Raw genomic sequence first — 25441 nt, forward strand, 5'->3', positions numbered from 1 at the left:
GTCTATTATATCATGAATGGATTACAATTTTAGAAAATTTTGAGCAGTGACTGGCAACACCTCTTGCCAAAGGTGCTCAAGGGCCAGTTCATCTTCATTTAACAACAAGTGGATTTCGCCGTGGTCTTCAGACGTACGGATCAATCGCCCGATGCCCTGCTGAATTCTGAGCTGCATGAACGGCAGATCGATTTCTTCAAGCGGATTGGAGCTGAATTTCCGTTTTGCTTCAAAAACGGGATCCTGCGGCGGGAATGGCAAATCGACTATGATGACTTTTGTCAAAGCTTCTTTCGGCAAGTCCAGCCCCTCCCACAGATGGTAAGAACAAAGCACCTGGAATTTGGCATCCTGGAAATCCTTGACGACGGTAGATAATTCACGATCACCTTCGAATTCAATTTTATAAGCGTGGTCAAGCGGCAATGATTGCTTGAAATTCTCCATATCCATTTTTGATTTGAATAAAATCAGTGTCTGTTCTCCACTCGACAGTAAATCATAGGCACGTTGGAATTTATCCCGCTGTTCCAGTGGATGTTTCAGCACTTTCATGACATCTTCATAGTCAAAAGGCGAAGGTACAGTAAATGACTGGTATTTATCAATGCCCAGGCTGTCCGACAAATAGCTGAAATCTTTTTTAATGGATAATGTCGCAGATGAAAAAATGATCGGCACTTTTCCATCGAAAAGTTTTTCGTCCAGAATATCTGTCACCAGACGAGGCATGATGACCAGTGTTTCAATGTCATCTTTTATTTCGAGCCAGTGCACTGCGTCTCCCTCTTCCGTGAATAAACCCATCGAGAAGATGTATTTCTCAAAGAACTCTTCCGCCAGACGCAATTCATATTCAGGGATTGTAAATAGTTCACCTTCAAAAACAAATTCCTCTAATAAGAGATTAATGTGATTGACCAGCCCTTTGCCTAAACTGATCAACGCCGGATCTCTGCTAATCGCCTTTCGGTCTTCATCACTTGCCACTATGTTTTTCCGGAGCAAGAGGAAAAATTCGTTGTGCAGATCGATCGTCTCTTCAATCATGTTCAAGGTCTTTTCACGGACATTATCTGCCAGTATACTTTCTGTGACATCAAGGAGTGTGCTTTCCTGAACTTCATATGTTAAAGCTCGCTGAGCCGCGAATTCCAAGAGGTGGCCTTCATCAAGAACGATTTGGGAGAACTCAGGCAATAGCGGTGTCTGTCCTTCCCGGATACGTGTTTCTTTTGTCCACAGATGCTCCATCAGGAAATCATGGGAACAGATGACGAGATCAGTCGCTTCCCGGTAATGGTTGCGGTGTATGGTCTGACCGCATTTATTGCGAAGTTCACAAGCTGCACAGTTTTGGATCGGGTGGTAGTTGACCTGCTGCCACTGATCGTCATTGATTTCCGGAAAACTGGAACGTTCACCGTAGGGATAGGTGTTCTGCATTGAAAACGTTTTGTTGACGAATTCCGGCAGCCTGGATTCTATGTCATCCAGAAAATCCGCTCCGCTTCTTTTCTTTGCACCTTCGAGTCGCTGCAGGCATAGATATTGGTCACGTGATTTTGCCAGCCGGACATCCAGGTTCAAGTTAAAGAGCTCATCCAAACGGTCAATATCCCCGCCCTTTTTAACAAGCTGTTCAATCAGTGTTTCATCGGCGCAGGAAATTAACGCCGGTTTTCCTGTATATCTGGCGTAGGCGATTGCCGGGAGCAGATAGGCAAGCGTTTTCCCTGTGCCTACGCCTGCTTCCGCAAACATTACCGATTTTTCTTTTAAGGCTTTCTCCATTTGAAAAGCCATAAAGATCTGTTCATCGCGAAGATCGTACCCTTTTTCCGGCAGCTCATCGTAAAAAACGTCTCCGATCCAATCATTCAAAGACTCAAAGAATGTTTTATCTTTCGATAACGGAAATGGTATAGGTTGTCTCATAAACTCTCCTCACAGAGAAACGGAAGAGCTGATGCTCTTCCGTTCCATCATTTTTATTTTTTCGGACGCTCTCCCCAGAACTGGAACAGATCCGTGCGTATAAAACCATTGAACAATTTTCTTTTCTTTGTAGCCGGCTGGCCATAAAGCGTTTCAAATCTTGCCATTGAAGAAAGGATATAAACAGACCAAGTCGGATGCTTCGAAAATATCCTTCCCATATCCTGGATCATCTCTTCAATAATTTCAATTTCGCCGATTCGTTCACCATAAGGAGGATTGCCGATTACAACACCATTTTCTTCAGTAGTTTTAAAATCTTTGACTTGTCGCTGTTCGAACTGGATGATATCGGCAAATCCGGCTTCCAGCGCATTTTGTTCAGCTATCTTCACTATCCGGTGGTCGATGTCGGTACCCAGAATATTCAGCGGCTGATCATAATTCGCCATCTCTTCTGCCTGTTCCCGCACTTCGTTCCAGATAGCTTCACCGATCCATGGCCATTTTTCACTGTCAAATTCCCGGTTATAGCCCGGTGCAATGTTTTGGCCGATCATTGCCGCTTCTATGACGATTGTACCTGAACCGCAGAATGGATCGACAAAAGGGCGGTCCGGTGTCCAGCGTGATAATTTCACCAGAGCCGCTGCAAGTGTTTCCTTCAGTGGCGCTTCCCCCTGGTCGACACGATAGCCGCGTTTATGCAAGCCGGCGCCGCTGGTATCTATAGATAATTGAACTTTATCTTTTAGTATGGAAACTTCTATTTTGAAACGTGGACCAGTTTCATCCAGGAAAGAGTTTCGATGGTAAGCTTTTTTCAATCGTTCGACAATCGCTTTCTTGACGATGGACTGGCAATTCGGCACCGAATGCAAAGTCGATTTCACTGATTTTCCCTGTACGGGAAATTCAGCGTCCACCGGCAAGAATTTTTCCCATTCAATTTCCTTCGTCTTTTCGAATAGTTCATCGAAAGTATAAGCATTGAATTCACCGGCAATAATCTTTACACGGTCTGCTGTACGCAGCCAAAGATTTGTTTTGGCGATATCCCGCTCGTCTCCCTCAAAGAAAACTTTACCGTTTTCGGTTTGGGTGTCGTAACCCATGTCTTTCACTTCACTGGCGACAATGGACTCGAGGCCCATTGCGGCAGTCGCTAACAATTTATATGTAGCCATACTTACACCCTTTCCTGTTGACTGATATTCCATCTTTTAATGTGAAGAAATCGTTTCTCATTTTTATAACTTGAGCCCCTGATTGATTAGTACCAGTCGGTTTTTTCATCCTGTAATCATAAGAAAAGCCCTCCCTGGGGAGAGCTTTTTTTAATTGCAATTTAAGACCATCGGAAATTCCATAAGCCATGTTTTGTTTTCCACGTACTCAAACGGCTCTCGCCTTGTACACTTGGAAGGCAATCATCTATCTGCAAGGCTATGCCTGCCTTTTCCTCAGTTCAATTCCTTCGGAAAAGTGCCCCTACCATAGTTTGGGTTTCTCACTCGCGGGGTTTACCTCGTTCCACCTGTATAATTTCTTATACAGCTCCGTCACTGTGGCACCTTCAGGGTATTTCGACCATATCCGAAGACTTAGGTGTTCTACCCGCCGTCAGCTGCATAACAGCTGCCTTAGCTTATTGTTTCGCTAAGCGCGATCACTACGGCCATCTCAGGTCCGTGCGAGCATGGACTTTCCTCTCCGGCCGGTAGCCGGAGCGATTGCCGGAATTCCAATGGCTTCATCAGTATACTGCATTTTCATCAATAAAACAAAGGGTATTACTCGTTGTTCAGTTTATTGCCGAAGACGTGATTCTCCAAATGGGAGAGTCTGCGCAGAATATCAAAATTCGTTGTTCCTGGTGCAGGTGTCGCCTGTTTGCGTGGAGCATCTTCAAGTTCAGCGCGTAAACGCTTGTTTTCATTCATCAATTGATCGATTTTTTTGGTGAAGACTTCATAATCCTGAATGATATCATCAAGGAAATGATCAACTTCATCCTGGTTGTAGCCGCGCATACCTGTTTTAAAATCTTTTTCTAAAATATCTTTAGCTGTGAATTTATTGTCCATTTAAATCGTCCTTCCATAAAGAGAAACTTCATTCAGCGGCGGGATTCATGTTCCACTGAATGTTAGTTGATCCAATCGGGTTTTTACGGACAGCTGGCCTTCCGCAAAATGATGCGGCAGACTTAATGACCGTTAATACGGGATAAAATTATGCTTATGGTAAGTATATCATAAGCATAATTTTTGTGTTTCAAAAATTCTCATTTGAAGGACGATTTTTTTGTTTTTTCAATTCCAGCCTGGCCATTCTTTTATCGATATCCTTTACAAGCGATTTCCTGATTTTAGTGTGGCTGCTGGATTCTTTCGCAAAGCCTGCCATGATCAAGGCCTTGTCATAATCTTTGACTTGATGTTCATATAATTTAGCCGCATGGATCCAGGCTTCGACTTCGACAGGTCCCCGCAGATTCGGCGCAGCTTCTGTAAACAGCTTCACTGCTTCTTCGTATTGTCCGCTGCGTTTGCGCTGAATTGCCAAAAAATAACGGGCAAGTGCCGAAGAAGCTCCCCTTTCTGCAGTTACATGTTCGAGATAAGCTGCGCTTTGATCAAATTGTTTAAGATCTGCGTACCATTTCCCGATATTCGTATAAGCACCGAAGGTTTCAGATTCCAGGTCTTCCATCAATAGATCCGATGACAAGACATATAGCGAGACGAGTGAAAGAATATCCAGTTCATTATGATAAAGCACTTTATCCAATGCTTCCGGATAGCCGCTTTTGACCGCATCCAAATAGATGGCGGGTATCAAGAAACCTGGCACATCGCCTTCCCGGGTGAATCCAAGCTTTTCTTCCTCGATGGTGCTCAGCTTCATCCGAGCCAATTCATTTTTCCAAATTCTTTTAGTGCCATGGAATAAATCGATTCGCCGCAGCGTTTTCAGCTTCGGCAAAATATTGCGGTGCATCGTCCATCTGGAGGTCAGCTGCGGCCAATCGAAACTCTTGCCATTATAAGAAAAGATGATCGGATCTTCCGACTGCCAAAGATTGGTCTCAAAGAGAAAAGCGGCTTCATTGGATGGATCCGGCATGATATACTGGACCATTTCAAATCCCTTTTCTGTGCGTTCCAATAATCCTGCAAGGAAGATATAAGCTCCCGTTCCGCTGAGGCCAGTCGTTTCAGTATCAAAAAAAAGAATCCGCTCATCTTTTTTCAACTTGAACGGATGGTCGAAGTCTGCACTTTCCCATGCAGCCAATACCCTGTCCAATTCATTTAACCCAATTTTTCCATGACGCGTTTCAAATGGATAGCTGATCACTTTTTTAAAAACGAATCCAAATTCGTTCTCCACCAATTCAAGGCCGATATCCTGCCATCTGTCTTCATGCAGCGGCCTCTTCTTTTCCTGCTTTTGTGTTTTCTGCTTCGGCTTGGCACCTGCGTCTTTCTTCAGCATGCCTTTCATCTGCAGCAGCTTATTTTCGAACGACATCGGCTCTCACCTCTCTTCGCGAAGCTCGTCGAGTAATCTGATGACATTTTCCTTCATATTGACCATTGCGTCCTGCGCTCCTATACACGAAGGGCAGCCATCCAGGCATGGACATTCAGCGACGTGGCTCCTCGCTTTATCAAGGAGCGGCAGCCACATATCATAGATCCGTTCACTGATTCCGATGCCTCCAGGATAGGAATCATGTATAAAGAATGAAGGCAAATCGTTATGCGGGGACTTCACCTGCGGCACCACATGAACGTCGCGGCGGTCACAGGACACGAAAATCGGGATGAATGATTCGATGGCGTATGCCGCACCGGTCATCATATCTGATAATTCTGAATCCGAGAATCCATCAGGTTTGCTGAAACTCAGCCAGGTCGAGGAAGTATGAAGCTCTTCAGCCGGCAGCGAGATGGGACCCGAACCGATATTATCATGAGAATCGAATCTGATTTTCTTGAATATGGTCGGCATTGCCAATACCGCGATATCGCCGTAAAAAACTTCCGCCCCTTGCATGCCTTTGGTTTTGTCCTCACTCATCACTTTCAACTCGACTGCCAGATTGGCATCTGTGAAATAGTCCACATCCACTTCACGGACATACGCCTTTTTCTCTTCCCAATCCAAAATCTCTACTTGAAACTGAGTCCCTTGGTGAAGATAGATCGCTTCTTCATGCAATAATGTCAATGCGCTGAAACGGTCCATTTCGCCGATTACACGGGTATCAGATGGCACGGACTGGTCGATGATGACAACATTTTCCTGTGACGCAGAGCGCAATGAAATGTCGTGTGCCGGAAAACGGTCGCTCATCCAATGCCAGCGGTCAGATGTGCGTACAAGCACTCCCTGTTCCTGCAGATACTCGAGCAATTCCTGCACTTCGAATTCACCATACATTTCATCTGTCGAAAAAGGCAATTCAAAGGAAGCGCACTTCAAATGGTCCATTAAGATGATGATATTCTCCGGATGGATTCTTGCTTCTTCCGGTGACTGGTCCAACAGATATGCCGGATTATTTATAATGTATTGATCGAGGGCCGTCGACTGTGCAACATAGACAACCAAAGATTCATCCTGGCGCCTTCCGGCACGGCCCGCCTGCTGCCAGGCGCTGGCGATATTCCCCGGATAGCCGGTCATGATGCAGGCTTGCAGCTGGCCGATATCAACGCCAAGTTCCAGGGCGTTTGTCGAAACGACACATTGGATCGAACCATCCCGCAACCCTTTCTCGATCGCCCGCCGTTCGGTCGGCAGATAGCCTCCGCGGTAACCCTTGATGGATTCATCCTGAAGCTTCATCTTCGTGATCGCCTGAAGATATGTCACAAGCATCTCGACCCTGACACGGCTTTTCGCGAATACGATGGTTTGGATCCCTTGTTTTATCAGCACTGTAGCTAAGTCCCGCACTTCAAGCACCGCACTTCTTCTGACCCCGAAAGTCGGGTGGATGATCGGCGGGTTATAAAATACGATATGCTTTTTGCCTGAAGGTGCTCCGTTCTGGTCGATCAATGCGTGTTCTTCATTGGTCAATGCTTCCGCCAATTCTTTCGGATTGGCGATTGTCGCGGAAGTGCAGATGAAGACCGGATTGCTGCCGTAGAATTCACAGATCCGTTTAAGGCGTCTGATTACATGTGAGACATGTGTACCGAAAACACCTTTATAAGTATGCAATTCATCTATGACAATATAATGGAGATTTTCAAACAACGAAACCCATTTCGTATGATGCGGCAATATAGCGGAATGCAGCATATCCGGATTCGTCATCACAATCTGCCCCGCTTTTCGCACTTTCGTTCTGATTGCCGGTGATGTATCGCCGTCATACGTATAGGATAAAATTTCTTTTTCCGTTTTTTCTATCAGATCATGAAGGTCGCTTTTCTGATCCTGCGCCAATGCTTTTGTCGGAAACAGATACAGCGCTCTTGCTCCTGGATCGTTGAGGATCTTATGAAGCACCGGGAGATGGTAGCAATATGATTTACCGGACGCAGTCGGAGTGACTGCCGTATAGGACTTGCCTTCCTGAGCCAAGTCAAAAGCTTGGCGCTGATGTGTATATAATTGCTCAATGCCTTTTTTTCTGAGTGCAGCTTTCAGGCTGTCATGCATCTCTTCAGGAAAATCGGCGTACCTCGCCGGCTTTTCTTCCTTTGTATGCCAATGGACAATCCGCTCCATCATATCGGGCTCGGTTTTCCATTCATCCAACAACTGAGGCAATGTTTTCTTTCTGATCATCTTTCATCGCTCTTTTCATCTATGGCCAGCATGAACGTCTGTAACGTATACTGAGCCGCCTGTATGGTTTGGATAAAACGTTTCTTGCTTGTTTCCTTATAAAAACTTTGCACAAAAAATTGTGTCATACCTTCTGCCGCTGTATCAATCTGCGGTTTATGGACATATTTCGGCCGCTCTTGCTGTATATAAAGGAGCGATTCCTCTTGCCATTGATTTATTTTAGTGTGCCAATAATCTGCGTATGGTTTTACGTCCTCGTAAAAGTCAGGTACCGCGTCCCGCTCACGCATATCAAAAAAGCGGTCCTGGCATTTTCCGCATTCATCATATAATAAGGAAGAAAGTTCACGAATATTCATTTTTCAAGATCCCTCCAATGTCCTCAGTTTATCATATACACCTTGATGAGACGACTATGAACGAACAGACATTCTTTTCAATTGGCTTTCAAACGCCTATCGGCTATCATGAACCTAGCGAAATGGAACTTCGGGTCTCATTTATCGTCTAAATCTATGTGATATGATAAAGTAAGCGAGGTGTATCACAATGGCAATCAATTATCCAAACGGCAAAAAATTCATTCCACAGAAAGAACAGCCAGTGGACCAGAAAAAGAAAAAGAAGAAAAAAGATTTCTCTTTCAGTAATCGGGGTAAAACACTAGAGGATGAATTGAATGAGACGAACGATTATTATCTGCAGCTCGGACATGCCGTCATCCACAAAAAACCGGTTCCTGTCCAAATCGTCAGGGTCGAATACCCATCCAGAAGTGCCGCTGTCATAAAAGAAGCGTATTTCCGTTCCCCCTCCACAACCGACTATAATGGCGTGTGGAACGGCAAATACATTGATTTCGAGGCGAAGGAAACGGAGAACAAAACTTCTTTTCCGCTGAAGAATATACACGAACACCAAATCCAGCACATGGCACAAGTCGTAAAACATGATGGACTGGCTTTCCTGATCATTCGCTTTTCTTCTATAGACCGTTATTTTATTGTTCCTTTTGAAGCTTTTGAATTTTTTTGGAATAGAATGATGAGCGGCGGCAGGAAGTCTGTGACTTTGACGGAAATTGAAGAAACCGGTATTGAATTGAAACCAGGTGCGTTTCCGCGCATCGATTACCTGCCCCATTTGAATAAGTTTCAGTAGACAAGCACCAACGAAAGTGAGGAACATTTAGTGAGCGAAAAACAAATGTCGCGCGAACAGCGCAGAAAAGCAATGGAACAGCAAAAGAAAAAGGGCAAGAAAAAGAAAACCTCCGGAGGCGGCTGGTTTAAACGGATCATTCTGGCAATACTCATTGTCGGAGTCATCGGACTGGTCATCGGCATCGGCCTTTTCACCTATTATGCCAGCAGTGCCCCGGAACTTGACGAAGAACTCCTGCGCGACCCGATCAGCCCTACCTTCCTGGCAGCTGACGGTGAAACGGAAATACCCTATATGACAGGTGAAGACCGTGAATACGTCAATTACGAAGAGATTCCCAAGTTAATGGAAGATGCGATTCTGGCAACAGAAGACAACCGCTTCTATGAACATCCCGGAATTGATATCATCCGTCTGGGTGGTGCGGTAATTGCGAACGTAACCGATGGATTCGGTTCTGAAGGAGCAAGTACCATCACACAGCAAGTCATCAAAAACTCTTTCCTGAAAAATGAAAAGACTATTAAGCGGAAAGCTCAGGAAGCCTATCTTGCCTACCAGCTCGAACAGGAGTATACAAAAGAAGAAATTTTTGAAATGTATTTCAATAAGATCCTGATGTCGGGCAACACTTATGGATTTGGAACAGCTTCCGAAAATTTCTTCGGCAAACACGTCTCTGAACTTGAATTGCATGAAGCCGCGATGCTTGCAGGCATGCCGCAAAGCCCGAACGGCTACAACCCTTTCAATAATCCGGAGCGCGCCGAAGAAAGACGCAATGTGGTGCTCCGCCTGATGGAACAGCACGGCAAAATCACAACAGAAGAAAAAGAGGCTGCACAGGCGATCCCGGTAACTGAAACTTTATTGCCGGAGGAACAGCGCCCTGCCCCGCCTAGCGGTGAATATACAGCCTTCATGGAAATGGTCGAAAATGAAATTGAAGCCTTGGATGAAGATATCTCACTCGATGAAGGGTTGACTATTTACACAACACTAGAACCAAATGTACAAAAAGCGGTAAACGAAACTTTGGCTTCCAATATTTTCTTCAACGATGAAGTCGAATCCGCTTTGACGGTTGTCGATACTGAAACAGGGGCTATCCGCGCAGTCGGTGCAGCCCGCGAATACAGCGGAGATGTCCGCCGCAATTACGCGACAGCCCGTGACCGCCAAATCGGTTCAACTATCAAGCCACTGATTGACTACGGCCCAGCCATCGAATATCTTAACTGGTCGACAGGCAAGACTTTGGTGGATGAACCTTATTCATATGAAGACGGTGACCAGGAAGTCAGAAACTTCGATAACGACTACCTTGGTGAGATGACAATGCGCGAAGCCCTTTACCGTTCACGCAACGTACCGGCGGTTAAGACTTTGAATGAAGTTGGCACAAAAAATGCAAAAGAATTCACCCAGAAATTAGGATTGAATTTTGGAGGCATATACGAATCTGCCGCAATCGGTTCGCCAGAGGAAAATATCAATACGGTTGAGATGGCTGGAGCTTTCGCAGCTTTCGGCAACGATGGTATTTATACAAAGCCGCATACTGTAACAAAAATCGTTTTCAGGGATGGCACTACTGAGCAGGTAGTCGCGCCTGAATCAGTTCCAGCCATGAAAGACAGCACAGCTTATATGGTGACTGACATGCTTCTTGATGTCGTGGACCCTAATATTGCTGGAGCATCCGGTAAGGCAGCTGCAATCAGCGGCTTGGATATTGCCGGTAAAACTGGAACAACAAACTTTACCCCTGAAGAATTTGATAAATATGGACATGACAGCAGTTCTGCTCCGGATATTTGGTTTGCAGGCTACTCTCCTGAATATTCAATTTCAGTCTGGAGCGGCTATCCTTCCCGTGAAGGAGCAATGGACACAGCATCCAATGAACGTTTATTGTCCCAGCAAATCTTTAAAGATGTAATGTCGAAGATTTCTTCTTCTGAAGCAGGAAGATTCCAGCAGCCGGAGTCAGTAGTGGAAGCGACGATTGAAGTTGGAACAGAACCACTTCAATTGGCGAGCGACTTCACTCCATCGGATCAAAAGAGCACTGAGTTATTTGTCCGCGGCACTGTTCCAGAAAAAGTGTCTGAAGAATTCGTACAGGAAGATTTGGATGCGCCCGGCGGACTCAATGCATCTGTTGATGGTTCGAACGTCGATTTGACATGGACTTACGGTGACGTTGAGGATGTGCAATTCGAAGTTGCTGTCGAAACAGACGGCAACAGGTCAGTGCTCACTACTACAGACGATAAATCCTATACCTACGAAGCACTTGAAGAAGGCCGAGCCTATACTTTCAGCGTAACCGCGGTAAAAGGTGACCAGCGAAGCGATCCAGCTTCAGTCATTGTTGAAGTGACCCCTCCTGAAGAGCCTGAGGAACCGGAAGAAACTCCACCGGCAGATGAGGAAGAACCACCTGAAGACGAAGCTCCTCCAGAAGATGAAGCTCCACCGGAAGACGACGCCCCTCCTGAAGGTGAAGGAAACGGTGAAGGTGAAGGAAACGGCGGAAATGAAGGAAATGGTGAAGGCGAAGGTGATGGTGAAACCCCTCCTGCAGATGGCGGAGACGGTGAAGGAGATGGCGAAACTCCTCCCGAAGACGGCAGCGGAGATGGAGAAAATTCCAACGGTGAAGCCAACGGCGCTTCCGTCCCTCCTACAGATGGAAATGGAAATAGCGGGAATGGAAATAATGAAGGAAATGACGGAAATTCCAACGGCAATGACAATGGAAAAGCTAATGGAAATAACAACAACAGCAACAACCCCGGAAACGATAATAATGAAGGAAATGACGGAAATTCCAACGGCGAAACTAATGGACCTTCCACACCTCCTGCTAATGAAAGTGAAAACAACAAAGATGATTCCGGAAATGAAAATAATGATGAGGGCAATGGCGAAAATATCAACAGTGAGGCTGATGGATCTTCCACACCCCCTGCTGACGAAAGTGATGAAAAAACAGGAAAATCCTCACCTGAAGAAGGTATAGAAGGAACAACCTCTCCTGAAGAAGGGAACAATAATGATGACGAAAAGAATATCGGTGAAACCAGTGACATTGAAAGCAACTGATTTCCGGCCATAAAAATACCCTTCAGCGAAAAGAACGCTAAAGGGTATTTTTGTGCTGTTAATTATAACCTATTTAAAATTGCTCTTTTTGCAGCAACCTTCTTCTGCATTTCAATAAACAATTCCTGAAGCTGCCTGAAAGCAGCATATGTCGAAGTATAGCTTTCAACAAAATGCAACCGTTCATCGTTATTCAATGGCTCCAGTGTCTCTTCCTCTGAACTGCATTGTTCCAATAAAGCTTTATATACCGATATTCCTTGTTTCATAAATAAGGATGCATCAGTTCTTTTGCTGGTGTGAATTATCCCAATCTCTTCCTCCAACTTAGTCCACAAAACGAAGAAAGGCATTATCTTCTCTTTTTCAATTGACCTCTGTAATGTGCTCACGCTTAACCAGCCCTTTTTTCTCGCGTTTCTGCCCTTCCCTGCATCTGTCGAATAAAGGACAGATATGGCAGCCGGGATTTTGGGATTTGCAATGGTAGCGTCCAAAGAAAATGATCTGATGATGGGTTTTGGACCAGTCTTCCGAAGGCGTCTTTTTCATGATGGTCTCTTCCACTTGCAGCGGCGAATCTTTCCAGCGATTGAGCCCCAGACGCTTCGCCACCCGTTCCACATGCGTATCGACTGCCAGTGCAGGAATCCCAAAAGCTACTGAAACGACAACATTTGCCGTTTTTCTGCCCACACCCGGCAAAGTCGTCAGTAAATCACGGTCCGCTGGAACTTCACTGTTGAATTGCTCAATCAGAATATGGCTCAATGCCTGGATGTTCTTCGCTTTATTGCGGAACAAGCCGATCGAACGGATATCATCCTGCAGCTCTTCAAGCGGCACAGATACATAATCTTCCGGTGTATGGTATTTTTTGAAAAGGTCTGCGGTCACTTTATTGACCAATTTATCCGTGCACTGAGCGGACAGCAAAGTCGCAATCAAGAGATCGAAAGGATTGCGGTGAATCAGCTCACAATGCGCATCAGGAAACATATGATCCATTTCCTCAAGGCATAATTGCCATTCTTTTTTTGACATCATTTCAATCACCTGCTAATTCCGGTCTTCCAGCCAATTATAGAATTTCACTTTTTTTGCAGTGTTGTCTGTCGAAGGCTGAATCTGGATATTTTTTTCCCTGAAAGTTGCTGCATGCTTCGTGACTTCCGATGAAGTCTTGATATTCTTTTTCTTCCATTCGAAAAGGATGCGGTCAACATAGCGCAAACTCATTTTTTGAGAGATGACCGCTTCTTTCAGCGCCATCCTGATGACAGCCGGTGTATGCCCGTCCTGATCCATCCACATTGAAATCGTTTCTATCTCCATGGGAGACAGGAACCTGCCAAACTCCTGTTCGAATAACTGGAATACCTGGCCTTCCATTTCTTTCTGGGAATGAATCTTTTCCTGGTGGACTTCCTGGTCCACACAATCAAGCAATCTATTCCACAAAGGCTGCAGTGTGATGTTTTCTGTCAGGATGTCATTTGCCGTTTCCTGCTCAATGGCAATGAATCCTTGCTGCATCAATTTCTGCAGCATCGTCGTGACGCTTTTTTGAGAGCACATCATGCGTGCTCCGATTTCATCTGGAGTCGGGAAATGGTTTCCTGACTGCTGAAAAGCATGCACATGCATCAACAGCATGGCTTCTTCATCCGAAATCTTCAATTCCTTATAAAATTGAAAAAAAAGCTGGGAAATGTGAACATTCCCCTTCTCGATCCATGTCTGAAGTCGATCTGGCTGTTTCATATCCCAACCACCTTTCTATTTGTTATTACTAAATTATTTCATTTAAATAAATAAGAAGCTGTATATACGCTCCGGCGCTTAGGACAGTGCGAAGATTATGCTCCTGCGCACTGCTCGTCGCAAAGGAGGCGCCGCAAGTTCATGGCGCACCTTAGCTCCCGCAATAAGCCGAGAAGAACACTCGTCTTATTGCTTCGCTCAGTCCATAGGCGCGCCTTTGCTGGATAACTCTCTGGAGATATGGAGCAAAACAGCGCAGACTCCCAGGTGAGCAGCGAAGTGCTGAGATCCACTCGGGTGAAGTGAAACGAACCCGAGTTAGCTAAGAGTTGGCCGCAGCTTGCAAGGCCGGCTCTTAGCGACGAAGCTAGCGCAGCGATGCAACGCACTTTCATGTCTCGAAGCTAGCGAAGCAGAGACAGGAGCACGGTTTTTTGCAAGCCCCCAGGAAAGCAAGCTGTGTTGCGGAATATCGATTTATAAATTATTTTTACTTACGAGTTACGGATACAAACGGTTCAATAAACGTGGGAACGGGATGGATTCGCGGACGTGTTCTGCTCCTGAAATCCATGCTACTGTACGCTCCAACCCAAGTCCGAAGCCCGAATGCGGCACTGCGCCGTATTTGCTGAGCTCCAAATACCAAGCGTACGCAGATTCATCAAGGTTATGTTCCTTGATGCGCTGTTTCATCAGCTCGTAATCGTAGATGCGTTCAGATCCGCCAATGATTTCACCGTAACCTTCCGGTGCGATCAAATCGGCGCAAAGAACAACGTCGTCACGTTCCGGATGCGGCTGCATATAGAATGGCTTGATGCCGATCGGGTAATTGACGATGAATACAGGCATGTCGTAGCTTTCAGCGATAGCTGTTTCATGCGGCGCACCGAAATCGTCGCCCCATTCAATGTCATTAAAGCCATTATCATTCAACCATTTGATCGCTTCATCATAAGTGATGCGCGGGAATGGAGCTTTGATTTTTTCAAGTTTCGATGTATCTCTGCCCAGACGATCCAGTTCAAGTTTGCAGTTTTTCAACACGGATTGAACAATATGGGAAACAAACTGCTCCTGCACTTCAAGACTTTCATCGTGCTCCATGAACGCCATTTCCGGTTCGATCATCCAGAACTCGATCAAATGGCGGCGAGTTTTGGATTTTTCAGCGCGGAAAGTTGGTCCGAATGAGAATACTTTTCCTAATGCCATAGCCGCTGCTTCCATATAAAGCTGACCGGATTGAGACAGGAATGCATCTTCTTCAAAATATTTCGTGGCGAAAAGTTCAGAAGTGCCTTCAGGTGCAGAACCGGTTAAAATCGGCGGATCCACTTTTACAAAACCATTATCGTTGAAGAACTCATACGTAGCGCGGATAATCTCGTTGCGGACTTTCATGATTGCATGCTGTTTACGCGAACGGAGCCATAAGTGGCGGTTATCCATCAGGAATTCTGTGCCATGTTCTTTGGGAGTGATCGGGAAATCTTTCGCTTCGTGAATCACTTCAATGCCTGTCACCGCTAATTCGTAGCCGAATGCAGAACGTTCATCTTCTTTTACTTCCCCAGTAACATATAGGGATGTTTCCTGAGTCAAAGCTTTTGCTGCTGCGAATACTTCTTCGCCGACTTCCGCTTTCACCACTACTCCCTGTACAAATCCTGAGCCATCGCGTAATTGGAGAAACGCGATTTTTCCGCTTGAGCGTTTGTTTGCGACCCAAGCACCCAGTTTAATCGTTTGACCGTTATATTTAGCCATTTCGGCAATTGTAATTTTTTTCATACTAGCCTCCAAGAATGTGTTTTCAACTTAATTTTGCCATCTTGATGTTACGAATTCACCGATTCGCTCCACCGCTTCATTCAATGCTTCCAGCGACGTGGCGTAAGATAGACGGATTGTGGATGGTGCCCCAAACCCTGAACCAGGGATAACCGCGACATTCGCTTCCGTCAGCAATGCTTCCACGAATTCATCGACTGAAGCAAAACCGGCCTTCTCCGCTGCTTCTGACACATCAGGCAATAAATAAAATGCCCCTTGCGGCCGAATTATGTTAAAGCCTGGGATTGCTTCCAGTTTCGGAAAGATTTCTTCCAATCTGCTTTCAAAAGCCTGGCGCATTTCTTCAACCGCCCCTTGTGGACCATTATACGCTTCTATTGCAGCATATTGTGAAGTCGTTGTGGGATTCGAAGTGGAATGGCTGGCAAGATTCGTCATAGCTTTGATCAGTTTAGAATCCCCTGCCGCATAACCGATCCGCCAACCTGTCATGGAATGGGATTTTGAAACACCATTCACAATGATTGTGCGATTTTTTGCATCTTCAGATAAAGTTGCGATCGATACATGTTCACTTCCGCCATAAATCAATTTCTCGTAAATTTCATCAGAAACGATCAAAATATCTTTTTCACGGCAAACTTCAGCCAGTTCCTGCAGCTCTTCCTTGGAATAGATCATTCCCGTCGGATTGCTCGGTGTATTGATCATCACCGCTTTGGTGCGGTCAGTAATGGCTTCACGCAATTGCTGAGGTGAAATCTTATAATTCTGGCTGGCTGTAGCTTCTATGTATACAGGCACGCCTTCCGCCAGTTTCACTTGCTCTGGATAACTGACCCAATACGGTATCGGGATAATGACTTCATCACCTTTATCCAGTAACACCTGGAATAATGTATACAGGACGTGTTTAGCCCCGACACCCACCATCACTTCGGCTGGCGCGTATGTCAGTTGCTGGTCACGTTTCAGTTTTTCGATGATCGCTTCTTTTAAAGCAGGCAAACCGCCAGCTGGCGTATATTTCGTTTTGCCTTCCATCATCGATTTATAAGCAGCCTGAAGGATGTTTTCAGGGGTATTATAATCCGGCTCTCCTGCTCCGAGTCCGATTATATCGACTCCCTGCGCTTTCAGTTCATTGGCTTTCGCTGTAATTGCCAGAGTTGTTGAAGGCGTCAGAGTTTGAACACGATTTGCTAATTTAATCACAAGTCTTCAATCCCTTCACAAATTTAAAATCCTTTTATAGACGGAACCATCTTCTGCGGAAATGTAAACATAATTCAATTTATCGTTTTCTGTTAAAAACACAACTTCCCAGATCGTCTTATTGTCTTCCTGGCCAAGTTTGGTATGAAGCACTTCCTTGACTTCCATTTCTTTGAAGGCGATGCCACGTGCTTCCTGGGCAGTTATCTTGCCTTCCAGCTCCGTTTCAGATAGTTCCTGGCCTCCCATAGGCACAAATACCGCCTTTAATTTGCCTTCACTGTCTGTCCCGATAACAGTAACCGATTTCTGGTCATTGGAATATACATATGATCTGCTGACTTCACTAAGGAGGTTTTCATCCTTAACCTTTGCAATAGCGGTTTCTTCCGCATCTGAAAAAGGTTTATTGCCCAGAATCAGGATTAAGATGGTCAGAACAATCGCCAGAAACGATAAAAAACCTGCTATAAATAGTATCCATTGTTTCATTTCATCACCTGAACCTATGTTTTATAAATCGTGAAGACCGCTTTCTCCGGATCTTCTTTATCGAGTGCCAGTCCAAACATCAGATTATCATGCTTCAACGTGCGGTTGAGTGCGTCCACCACTTTATATAAATCCGGCTGGTAAGCGACATTTACAGTGGAAAGTACTTCAATTTTCGACTCCATCTGAACGACCTTCCTTTCATTTTTCATTGCTTATTATACCAATGTTCAATATCCGTTACCATCTTTTCCAAAGACACTTTTGATACGCCCACATCCGGAAGGGCATTGAGAAATTCTTGCCCATAGGATTTCGTTTCAATGCGGCGGTCCAATACGATGAACATTCCCTGGTCTTCTTTGGAACGGATCAGCCGTCCAAAGCCTTGCCTTAATCTCAATACTGCTTCAGGCAAAGCATAATGCAGAAACGGATTGATGCCTTCTTTGGATATCATTTCTGATTTCGCCTTGAACACCGGTTCATCGGGAGACGTGAAAGGGAGCCGCACTACGACCACCGCACGGAGCGCATCTCCCGGCACATCAACGCCTTCCCAAAAACTGTTCGTACCGAAAAGCACGGACTTCTGGAAACGCTGGAATGATTTCAACAGGCGCATCCGGCTGCCTGAAGAGATTCCCTGGGCAAAGAGCATATAGTCATCGAGCAAGCCGGTATCCTGTATAAGTTCCACCGTTTTGCGGAGCATATCCTGGGAGGTGAATAAAACAAAACAACGCCCCTCGGTAACCAGCACTGTACGGATGACCGCATCAGCTACCGCTTCTATATAGTCGATTTGGGAGACTTGCTGAATATCAGGCATATCATCTATGACAAAAACCCGTGCTCCCTGATAGAAATCTTGAGGCGGTTCATATTTGGTGATCGGAACTGAAGCAGGGACACCTAACTGGTTCACGATGAAACGCTCATTGGATGGGACGGTCATTGTGCCTGACAGCCAGATGATCGCTTTATCACCGCGTATAGGGGCTGTGACTTTATCAATGATCGACTTTACTTCGAACGGCCGTTTATATAAGGAAAGGCTGTTAGGAAGGCTGCGCAGATCCCCTTCGATCCAGCTGACTTCGTCATTGACCGGAAAGACGAAGATTTCACTGAACTCAACTGCTTTCACCATAAGCTCCTGCGTCCAGTAACGCCATTCGGCAATGGTCAGTTTCTCTTCAATCGGCTTTTCATTGATCATTTCCGCTTTTTGCAAAATGGTCTGTGCAAGATCGATCCATTCATTCAGCAAGCGCAGAAGTTCTGTATAGTCATTTATATCCAAATTCATTTCACTCAATAGCAGTGAATTCTTCTTATGCTTCCGAGCTTTGAATTTCTCAGAAAACTCAATTGAAAGCAATGTGCTGATCCGGTCAAAAATTGAAGTGAACCCGATAAACAGCATATCTAGCTTCACCATTTCAGCCGCACTCGCAAAACCTGTCTGTTCAGCAGCCAATTTCATTTTTGTAAATAACTGTTTTTCTTCAGAAGTGCCGATTTGACCGAATATATATTTCCACTGCGTATAAACGAATGTCTTTTCATATTGGGATACAGCAGATTGGACCGCCTGATGGGCTTCATCCCAGATGACGGCATCGACATTTTCCAATAGTGGATGGCTGGATTGCGGTTGATATAGCAGGTAAGAATGATTGGTTACGATGATATCTGCACTTCTGGCAAGTTCCAGTGCATATTCATAGAAATCATACGACTTTTCTTCACTTCCTGGCCTTCTTGTGTGTGATCGTCTAATCTTATCAAGCAATAATTGCCCGCCGCTTGAAACATTCAATTCATTCAGATCACCGGTTGACGTTTTAGTCAGCCAAATCAGAATTTGCATGATTGTAAATGTTTCATCATAGGATTCGTCCTCACCATATAATATTTCGGTAAATCTTGTAAGATCGATATAATGGCCGAGCCCTTTGATCAAGGCAATATTTACCGGTTGTCCTATGAATCTTTCTACGATTCCCGCTTCATTCCATAATAACTGGTCTTGAAGATGGGTAGTATACGTACTGACAAGCACCTGTTTCCCTGTTGCAAGCGCGTGATTGGCTGCCGGCAATAAATAAGCGATGGTTTTACCCATCCCCGTCGACGCTTCTATGACCATTTCATCAGCATTCTCCAATGTTTCATGGATTGCGGACATCATCTGAAACTGGCTTTCACGGCGCTCAAAATTAGGAAAAACTTCTTCGAGCCTGTTGTGCCAGTCTGTTTTTGGCTGGTACTGCCCCCGTTTCCGGTTAGCCGGATTTTTCCTGAGTTTTAAAGGCACCCCGTTGAACTGATCCATCTCATTATGATGTGAGCCTCTTTTTTTGGCAGTTTCTTCATATAACAGACGGGACAAGTCGGACTTTAATTGGAACGAACGTTTATGTAATAAAGCCAAAGTTTCATATGGCAAAAGTCCAAGATCATTTTTCGCCCGTAAAAAAAGCTCAGCAGTCGCATAAGCGTCATCATCTGCGCGGTGAGCGTTGCCCAGCGATATGCCCAGGTCGGCTGTAATATCCTGTAATTTATAGCTGATTGCCGTCGGATAAAGCAAACGGGATAATTCAACAGTATCCATAGTTAGGCCCTGCCATTTCGGAAGGCCGCTGCGCTGCAATTCCTTTTGCAAAAAAGGGAGATCAAAATTGGTATTATGGGCGACGAAAATCGCATCCTGCATTTTCTCGAAAACCGTTTCAGCATATGCCTCGAAAGGCTCAGCTTGTACTACATCAGCGTCGGATATGCCAGTGAGATCCTGAATGAACATGGGAATTCTGCGTCCAGGATTAACGAATTTCGTATATGTATCTGTAATGGTGCCATTTTCAATCGTAACAATTGCCAATTGGATAATCCGATCACCTTTTACAGGGGAATGGCCCGTCGTCTCAATATCGACGACAACATATTTATCTGTGTTCATGACAATCCCTCTTTCTTAGGTGATTCTATTATAGAAAAGCGGAAACGGCCGCTCAGCTCCGACAAGCGTAAGGCACTCTGGCGTAGCGGCGTGTTTTCAGCCGCCTAGCCAGAGAGACTTACGACTCGAGGAGTTGGCCGTTGGAGTCTGGAGAATAGAAAAGCGACAGCGCCCGCTTCGCTCTGTGCTCCTGCATCGCTGCGCTAGCTTCGTCGCAAAGCCTTGACCTCGCAGACGTCGGTCAAGACTTGGCCGCTGGAGTCTGGACAATAGAAAAGCGGAAACGGCCGCTCAGCTCTGAAAGGCATAATGCGGCCCGGCTCATTTTAATTTTGAAAAACTACGGTTTCTAATCCTATGGAAAAATTGTAACATATCCGGCCCTTTTACGCTTTTTTGTTCAGCCCCAAACAAGGCTGATTATTGAACGAACATGTATTAACCGCCATAGCAAAAAGAAAAAGCCTTCTTTTGGAAGGCTTGGTCCTACATAATAGTAGCTTCTGGTTCGTAGCTGATGATTTCTTTGATCCTATTGTCTCCATCCATGATCGCGACGGTCGGTTTATGGTCACGCGCATTTTCATCCATTATATAAGCATATGACAGGATGATGACGATATCGCCTTTTTGTACGAGGCGGGCTGCCGCTCCATTGACACAGATGACACCGCTGCCGCGTTCTCCTGAAATTATATAGGTTTCAAAGCGTGCACCGTTATTATTATTGACGATATGGACTTTTTCATTCGGCAGCATGCCGACTGCGTCGAGCAGATCCTGGTCGATTGTGATACTGCCGACATAGTTTAAATCGGCTTCGGTGACAGTGGCACGGTGGATTTTTGAATTGAGCATCATACGAAGCATTGTCAGTTCCCCTTTACATTAAATATAAGATTGTCGATCAAACGGGCTTTTTCAAATTGGACAGCTAATGCCAAAATAACTTCACTTTCAAAGTCTTCTGTGAGTTCAGGATAAGACAGCAATTGAATATAATCTATCTGTCCTGAAGTGTTGGCGTTTAAATGCTGCTCCATGAGCGGAACCGGATTCTCCCCGGCTAATACAGCCTGTTTGCCGAGTTCAAGCGCTCTTTTCAGATGCGGTGCTTCGGCACGTTCCTGATCGCTCAAATATACATTGCGTGAACTTTTCGCCAGTCCATCATGTTCCCTGACTGTGGCAACACGTCGTATGTCCAGCGGAAAATTAAAATCCTCCACCCAAGACTCGATGATGGCTAATTGCTGCGCATCTTTTTGGCCGAAATATGCGCGATCAGCTTGCGCCAGGTGAAACAGCTTTGTGACCACTTTCAGCACGCCGTCAAAATGTCCCGGCCGTGATTTACCGCATAACTGATCCGCCAGTCTGCCGGCGGATATTGTAATAGCAGATTCCTTCGGATACATTTCTTCGGCTGTCGGCGCAAATACTGCATCTGTCCCCGCTGTTTCAGCGAGTTGTATATCACGCGACATATTTCGCGGATAGCGTTCAAAATCTTCGTTCGGTCCGAATTGTGCGGGATTTACAAAAATGCTCATCAGCACTGCATCATTTTCCTTCTTCGCAGCTTCGACAAGTGTCAGATGGCCTTCGTGCAGAAAGCCCATTGTCGGCACCAATCCGATGCTCAGACCCGCATCCTTTTTTTCCCTTACCCATTCCTGGAGTCCCGCAATTGTTTCAATGGTTCGCAATACTTCTCTCTCCTTCCCGGAAGAAAGCCGCATATAAAAAGTCCTTCCCCCAAAATGGGCAGAAGGACAGAAAATGTTTGACTTCATTTCTTCCGTCCCTGTCATGCAATAGATCAAGGCAGATTCATAGGTTTTAAGTTAAAGCTTTTTTTACCGGTGCAGTTCTTCATCAGATACTGCCCGTTAAAAACACTATAGCAGAAGATGCTGCCAAAAAACAATTATCATTTCTCCATTTCGATGTCCGCTGAATAAATGCCATGCAGCTTGCCATCAGCTGTCCGGAGCTGAAGTACGCCATCCTCGGTGATGCCTTCAGCAATCCCTTCCAGCGTCTCTTTTGCCATGCGGGCACGGACCTTTCGCCCAATTGTTGTGGAATAGCTTTCCCACATCAGCTTCAAAACGCCAAAACCTTCTTTTACATAAATTTCCGTATACTGTTCCAAATAGAATAGGATTGATCGAACAAGCTCCTGACGGCTGACATGGCCGCCGGATTCCATTTTCAGTGAGGTGGCGATATCCCTGACTTCATCACTGAAATCCGCGGGTTCCTGATTGGCATTCAGCCCTATCCCGATAATCAATGCCTGGATTCCATCAGCATCCGATTGCAGCTCTGTCAATATGCCGGTACATTTCTTTCCATTCACCAGAATATCATTTGGCCATTTGATATCCGGTCTTAAGCCGGTGACTTCCTCAATTGCCCTGACAACGGCTACTGCTGCTATCAAAGTGAATTGTGGAGCGCGCTGAATCGGCACATCAGGACGCAGGATGATGCTCATCCAGACGCCCTTACCATATGCAGAATCCCATTTTCTGGCCATTCTCCCCCGGCCTGCAGTCTGTTCTTCAGCCAACGCCACGGTTCCGTCCGGAACTCCGGTTTGTGCCAGTTGGTGGGCAATGATTTGTGTGGACTCGCACGAAGCTCTGTATTCAATCGTTTTACCCAAGCGCTTAGTTTTCAGCAAAGGTTGTATTGTTGAAGCTTCAAGTGAATCCGGGAGGCCCATCAATACATATCCCTTCTTTTTAACAGAAGTGATCTCATAACCTTTTTCCTGAAGATCTTTTATGTGTTTCCATACAGAAGTCCTAGAAATACCGAACTCATCAGCCAATTGCTGACCAGAAACCGGTTCTCCGGAAGCTTCCATCAATCGCTGCGCCAGTTTATTCGTTACCGTTATATTCACTTAGGAACCATTCCTTTATATTTTCTTTCTTATTTTCCAGTTCATTGAATATGACCTTCTGCTCTATCTCTTCGAGCAGTTCTTTCAGCCACGGGCCGGCCTTCTTGCCGCTCCAGTCCATCAGATCACGGCCATCAACCGCTAAATCCGATTGAGTTTGAATAGGCAAACCGCTTTTTTGTCGAGCCGGATCGCCGCCTCTGCCAGTCAATGCAGCCGCAAGCTCCAGTTGACGGAGCGTAAAGCGGTAGAAAGTCCATTGATTCCATTCTTCGATTGCTGCCGCTTCAAGAGCTTTCCCAAGAGTTTTCTTTTCCTCATTTGAAAGTTTAAAGCCAGCTAAAGCCGGCACTTCTTTTCTATTCCACCATAAAGCATATAGCCATCCGCTCAATGGATCACCTGTCGGTTTAAAATTTTTCCAGTCCGTACGGAACAATCCGCCTGACGGAAGATAATCGGTTAGGCTTGATTGATTCATATAAGCAATGCTGCGCCTTGCATGCTGATTGGCCAGAATCTTATCCAACTCGATTTTTATGCGTTCGACTGCGATCATTTGAATGAGTGCCGCATTATTAGTGATAGCTGCCAGCGTCTGTTCTTCAATGGAAAAATTCAGCTGACCGGAAAATCTTATTGCCCGCAGCATCCGCAGCGCATCTTCCTGAAAACGTTCATCCGGTTGCCCCACAGCCTTTATCAATTTTCGCTCCAAGTCCTTTTGGCCGCCAAATAAATCGACAAGCTCCAAGTCTTCCGTCATAGCCATGGCATTGATGGTGAAATCCCGGCGCTTCAAATCCTCTTCAAGTGATTTCACGAACTCCACTGAATCCGGTCGCCTGTTATCAGTGTAATTGCCTTCTGTTCTGAACGTCGTTACTTCCACACCGCTGCCATTCATTAACACGAGAACAGTTCCATGCTGAATTCCTGTGTCCACTGTTCGTTTGAAAATCTCTTTCACTTGTACAGGTTCCGCTGAAGTCGCAACATCAAAATCCTTCGGGTTCTCGCCGAGCAGGAAATCACGCACTGCACCGCCGACGAGGTAAGCATCAAAACCGGAAGCTTTCAGTTTAAGTATGACTTCGATGGCTGTCTTCATTGCCGCTCACCTTTATTCAATAAACGTTCGTAGATATCTTCATATTCTTTCAAAATCCTGCTGGAATGGAATTTGGATGCTACAATCTCGATTGCGCCAGCGCTTAATCTGTTGCCGAGTTTAGCGTTGCTCAATAACTCCACTCCGTGAATCGCCGCTTGTCTGGTATCGCCGAGTTCAACTAGATAACCATTTTTCCCCGGTTCGATAATTTCAGGGATTCCCCCGACATTAGTGCCGATGCCCGGCACACCGCAAGCCATCGCTTCCAGCATCACCAGGCCGAATGCTTCTTTTTCGGAAAGCAATAATTTCAGGTCACTAATATTATACAATTCAGATAAATTATCCCTTTTACCAAGAAACAATACATCTTCATCCAATTTCAACTCTTTTACTTGTTCCTGTATTCCGCTCATTTCCGGTCCATCGCCTACCAAAAGCAATTTACTGGAGACTTGCTGACGAATCCGGTGGAACGTATCAACTACATCCCCCACTCTTTTAACTTTACGGAAATTGGAAACGTGGATCACCACTTTTTCATCTTCCAGAATACCCAGCTCTTCTTTCAAATGAACGGCATCTTTTACTTGATATTCCCTTTCGTCCACAAAATTATAGACCGTTTCTATGCTTTGATCAGGATCGATCAGTTCGTAAGTCTGGTCCCTCAATGAATTGGAGACCGCTGTCACTACATCAGATTTTTCAATGCCATAGCGTATAGCTTCTTTTAATGATGAATCTGATCCTAGAACCGTAATATCCGTACCATGCAGTGTCGTCACGATCCCTATATCCGATTCTGCCATATGCCGTCCTAAAATCGCACACACAGCATGCGGAATTGCATAATGCACATGCAATAGGTCCAGGTTTTCATTTTTGATCACTTCTGCTATTTTCGTCGCCAGTGCAATGTCGTAAGGTGCATATTGAAAGACCGAATACGTATTGACGTCCACTTGATGGCTGAATACATTCGAATACATCCTGTTCAGCCTGAACGGTGTACTGGAAGTGATGAAGTGGATTTCGTGCCCTTTTTCAGCAAGCAGTTTGCCCAGTTCTGTCGCGACAACACCCGATCCTCCGACAGTCGGATAGCAGGTGATGCCTATTTTCATTTTACGCATTT

General features: G+C 45.4%; 21 protein-coding genes and 1 other RNA gene. 2 read left to right on the forward strand and 20 right to left on the reverse strand.

The annotated features are described in order from the left end of the window. Positions 1–21 precede the first annotated feature (21 nt). The 7 genes from D2910_RS02900 to D2910_RS02930 all read right to left on the reverse strand — a co-directional run bounded on the left by D2910_RS02900 (position 22) and on the right by D2910_RS02930 (position 8114). The gene (locus D2910_RS02900; RefSeq protein ID WP_117312350.1) at positions 22–1938 is read right to left on the reverse strand and encodes an ATP-dependent DNA helicase; all 1917 of its coding nucleotides are present in this window, start codon (positions 1936–1938) and stop codon (positions 22–24) included. A 53-nt stretch (positions 1939–1991) separates the two neighbouring features. Continuing rightward, complete coding sequence (locus D2910_RS02905) at positions 1992–3125, reverse strand: THUMP domain-containing class I SAM-dependent RNA methyltransferase (protein ID WP_117312351.1); 1134 nt, start codon at positions 3123–3125, stop codon at positions 1992–1994. A gap of 177 nt (positions 3126–3302) precedes the next feature. Continuing rightward, positions 3303–3683: RNase P RNA component class B (rnpB, locus tag D2910_RS02910), an RNA gene on the reverse strand. A gap of 48 nt (positions 3684–3731) precedes the next feature. Then, positions 3732–4025 (reverse strand): cell division regulator GpsB, encoded by a 294-nt coding sequence (gene gpsB / locus D2910_RS02915; RefSeq protein WP_084245584.1) that lies wholly within the window; start codon positions 4023–4025, stop codon positions 3732–3734. Between the two features lie 190 nt (positions 4026–4215). Further along, positions 4216–5475 (reverse strand): ribonuclease H-like domain-containing protein, encoded by a 1260-nt coding sequence (locus D2910_RS02920; protein ID WP_117312352.1) that lies wholly within the window; start codon positions 5473–5475, stop codon positions 4216–4218. A gap of 6 nt (positions 5476–5481) precedes the next feature. Then, positions 5482–7752 (reverse strand): DEAD/DEAH box helicase, encoded by a 2271-nt coding sequence (locus D2910_RS02925; RefSeq protein WP_117312353.1) that lies wholly within the window; start codon positions 7750–7752, stop codon positions 5482–5484. After that, entirely contained in the window at positions 7749–8114 is a 366-nt protein-coding gene (locus D2910_RS02930) for a YppE family protein (protein ID WP_117312354.1), read from the reverse strand. The genes D2910_RS02925 and D2910_RS02930 overlap by 4 nt, the downstream gene beginning before the upstream one ends. Before the next feature lie 190 nt (positions 8115–8304). Between D2910_RS02930 and recU the strand changes: the two genes are divergently transcribed. Continuing rightward, positions 8305–8916 carry a Holliday junction resolvase RecU gene (gene recU / locus D2910_RS02935; protein WP_117312355.1) on the forward strand — a complete coding sequence of 204 codons (612 nt, stop codon included), beginning with the start codon at positions 8305–8307 and terminating at the stop codon, positions 8914–8916. A 30-nt stretch (positions 8917–8946) separates the two neighbouring features. Further along, a complete protein-coding gene (locus D2910_RS02940) occupies positions 8947–12030 on the forward strand; it encodes a penicillin-binding protein 1A (RefSeq protein ID WP_117312356.1) in 3084 nt (1027 codons plus the stop codon). A 62-nt stretch (positions 12031–12092) separates the two neighbouring features. Here D2910_RS02940 and D2910_RS02945 read toward each other — a convergent pair whose 3' ends face one another. The 13 genes from D2910_RS02945 to bshA form a co-directional block, all read right to left on the reverse strand. Further along, on the reverse strand, positions 12093–12422 hold the full coding sequence (locus D2910_RS02945; RefSeq protein WP_133299066.1) for a YpoC family protein: 330 nt from the start codon (positions 12420–12422) through the stop codon (positions 12093–12095). Next, positions 12397–13077 (reverse strand): endonuclease III, encoded by a 681-nt coding sequence (gene nth, locus D2910_RS02950; RefSeq protein ID WP_117312358.1) that lies wholly within the window; start codon positions 13075–13077, stop codon positions 12397–12399. The genes D2910_RS02945 and nth overlap by 26 nt, the downstream gene beginning before the upstream one ends. Positions 13078–13089: 12 nt before the next feature. Then, positions 13090–13794, reverse strand: a complete 705-nt coding sequence (locus tag D2910_RS02955; protein ID WP_117312359.1) for a DnaD domain-containing protein — start codon at positions 13792–13794, stop codon at positions 13090–13092. 501 nt (positions 13795–14295) lie between these two features. Then, positions 14296–15591: an asparagine--tRNA ligase gene (asnS, locus tag D2910_RS02960; protein ID WP_084245566.1), complete on the reverse strand. Its 1296-nt coding sequence runs from the start codon at positions 15589–15591 to the stop codon at positions 14296–14298. 27 nt (positions 15592–15618) lie between these two features. After that, the gene (locus D2910_RS02965) at positions 15619–16809 is read right to left on the reverse strand and encodes a pyridoxal phosphate-dependent aminotransferase (RefSeq protein ID WP_117312360.1); all 1191 of its coding nucleotides are present in this window, start codon (positions 16807–16809) and stop codon (positions 15619–15621) included. 15 nt (positions 16810–16824) lie between these two features. Beyond that, positions 16825–17301, reverse strand: coding sequence for a cell wall elongation regulator TseB-like domain-containing protein (locus D2910_RS02970; protein WP_101802926.1), 477 nt, complete (start codon positions 17299–17301; stop codon positions 16825–16827). 14 nt (positions 17302–17315) lie between these two features. Beyond that, the gene (locus D2910_RS02975) at positions 17316–17486 is read right to left on the reverse strand and encodes a YpmA family protein (protein WP_084245560.1); all 171 of its coding nucleotides are present in this window, start codon (positions 17484–17486) and stop codon (positions 17316–17318) included. 23 nt (positions 17487–17509) lie between these two features. Continuing rightward, the gene (dinG, locus tag D2910_RS02980) at positions 17510–20272 is read right to left on the reverse strand and encodes an ATP-dependent DNA helicase DinG (protein WP_117312361.1); all 2763 of its coding nucleotides are present in this window, start codon (positions 20270–20272) and stop codon (positions 17510–17512) included. 486 nt (positions 20273–20758) lie between these two features. Further along, positions 20759–21142, reverse strand: a complete 384-nt coding sequence (gene panD, locus D2910_RS02985; RefSeq protein WP_117312362.1) for an aspartate 1-decarboxylase — start codon at positions 21140–21142, stop codon at positions 20759–20761. 2 nt (positions 21143–21144) lie between these two features. Next, positions 21145–21981 (reverse strand): pantoate--beta-alanine ligase, encoded by an 837-nt coding sequence (panC, locus tag D2910_RS02990; protein WP_117312591.1) that lies wholly within the window; start codon positions 21979–21981, stop codon positions 21145–21147. A gap of 224 nt (positions 21982–22205) precedes the next feature. Further along, positions 22206–23189 (reverse strand): biotin--[acetyl-CoA-carboxylase] ligase, encoded by a 984-nt coding sequence (locus tag D2910_RS02995; RefSeq protein ID WP_117312363.1) that lies wholly within the window; start codon positions 23187–23189, stop codon positions 22206–22208. Further along, positions 23167–24300 carry a CCA tRNA nucleotidyltransferase gene (locus D2910_RS03000; RefSeq protein WP_117312364.1) on the reverse strand — a complete coding sequence of 378 codons (1134 nt, stop codon included), beginning with the start codon at positions 24298–24300 and terminating at the stop codon, positions 23167–23169. Before D2910_RS03000 ends, D2910_RS02995 begins: the two co-directional genes overlap by 23 nt. Further along, positions 24297–25439 (reverse strand): N-acetyl-alpha-D-glucosaminyl L-malate synthase BshA, encoded by a 1143-nt coding sequence (gene bshA / locus D2910_RS03005; RefSeq protein ID WP_117312365.1) that lies wholly within the window; start codon positions 25437–25439, stop codon positions 24297–24299. Before bshA ends, D2910_RS03000 begins: the two co-directional genes overlap by 4 nt. Between the last annotated feature and the right edge of the window lie 2 nt (positions 25440–25441).

The organism is Planomicrobium okeanokoites (genome assembly GCF_003428875.1).
GTDB lineage: Bacteria > Bacillota > Bacilli > Bacillales_A > Planococcaceae > Planococcus > Planococcus okeanokoites.

Bases quoted from the DNA above. Each gene is read 5' to 3' on its own strand.
- D2910_RS02930 (WP_117312354.1), bottom strand. From the start codon at position 8,114: ATGAATATTCGTGAACTTTCTTCCTTATTATATGATGAATGCGGAAAA.
- recU (WP_117312355.1), top strand. From the start codon at position 8,305: ATGGCAATCAATTATCCAAACGGCAAAAAATTCATTCCACAGAAAGAA.
- gpsB (WP_084245584.1), bottom strand. From the start codon at position 4,025: ATGGACAATAAATTCACAGCTAAAGATATTTTAGAAAAAGATTTTAAA.
- nth (WP_117312358.1), bottom strand. From the start codon at position 13,077: ATGATGTCAAAAAAAGAATGGCAATTATGCCTTGAGGAAATGGATCAT.
- dinG (WP_117312361.1), bottom strand. From the start codon at position 20,272: ATGAACACAGATAAATATGTTGTCGTCGATATTGAGACGACGGGCCAT.
- D2910_RS02955 (WP_117312359.1), bottom strand. From the start codon at position 13,794: ATGAAACAGCCAGATCGACTTCAGACATGGATCGAGAAGGGGAATGTT.
- asnS (WP_084245566.1), bottom strand. From the start codon at position 15,591: ATGAAAAAAATTACAATTGCCGAAATGGCTAAATATAACGGTCAAACG.
- D2910_RS02920 (WP_117312352.1), bottom strand. From the start codon at position 5,475: ATGTCGTTCGAAAATAAGCTGCTGCAGATGAAAGGCATGCTGAAGAAA.
- D2910_RS02970 (WP_101802926.1), bottom strand. From the start codon at position 17,301: ATGAAACAATGGATACTATTTATAGCAGGTTTTTTATCGTTTCTGGCG.
- D2910_RS02905 (WP_117312351.1), bottom strand. From the start codon at position 3,125: ATGGCTACATATAAATTGTTAGCGACTGCCGCAATGGGCCTCGAGTCC.
- D2910_RS02925 (WP_117312353.1), bottom strand. From the start codon at position 7,752: ATGATCAGAAAGAAAACATTGCCTCAGTTGTTGGATGAATGGAAAACC.
- bshA (WP_117312365.1), bottom strand. From the start codon at position 25,439: ATGCGTAAAATGAAAATAGGCATCACCTGCTATCCGACTGTCGGAGGA.
- D2910_RS02900 (WP_117312350.1), bottom strand. From the start codon at position 1,938: ATGAGACAACCTATACCATTTCCGTTATCGAAAGATAAAACATTCTTT.
- panD (WP_117312362.1), bottom strand. From the start codon at position 21,142: ATGCTTCGTATGATGCTCAATTCAAAAATCCACCGTGCCACTGTCACC.
- D2910_RS02975 (WP_084245560.1), bottom strand. From the start codon at position 17,486: ATGGAGTCGAAAATTGAAGTACTTTCCACTGTAAATGTCGCTTACCAG.
- D2910_RS03000 (WP_117312364.1), bottom strand. From the start codon at position 24,300: ATGAAGACAGCCATCGAAGTCATACTTAAACTGAAAGCTTCCGGTTTT.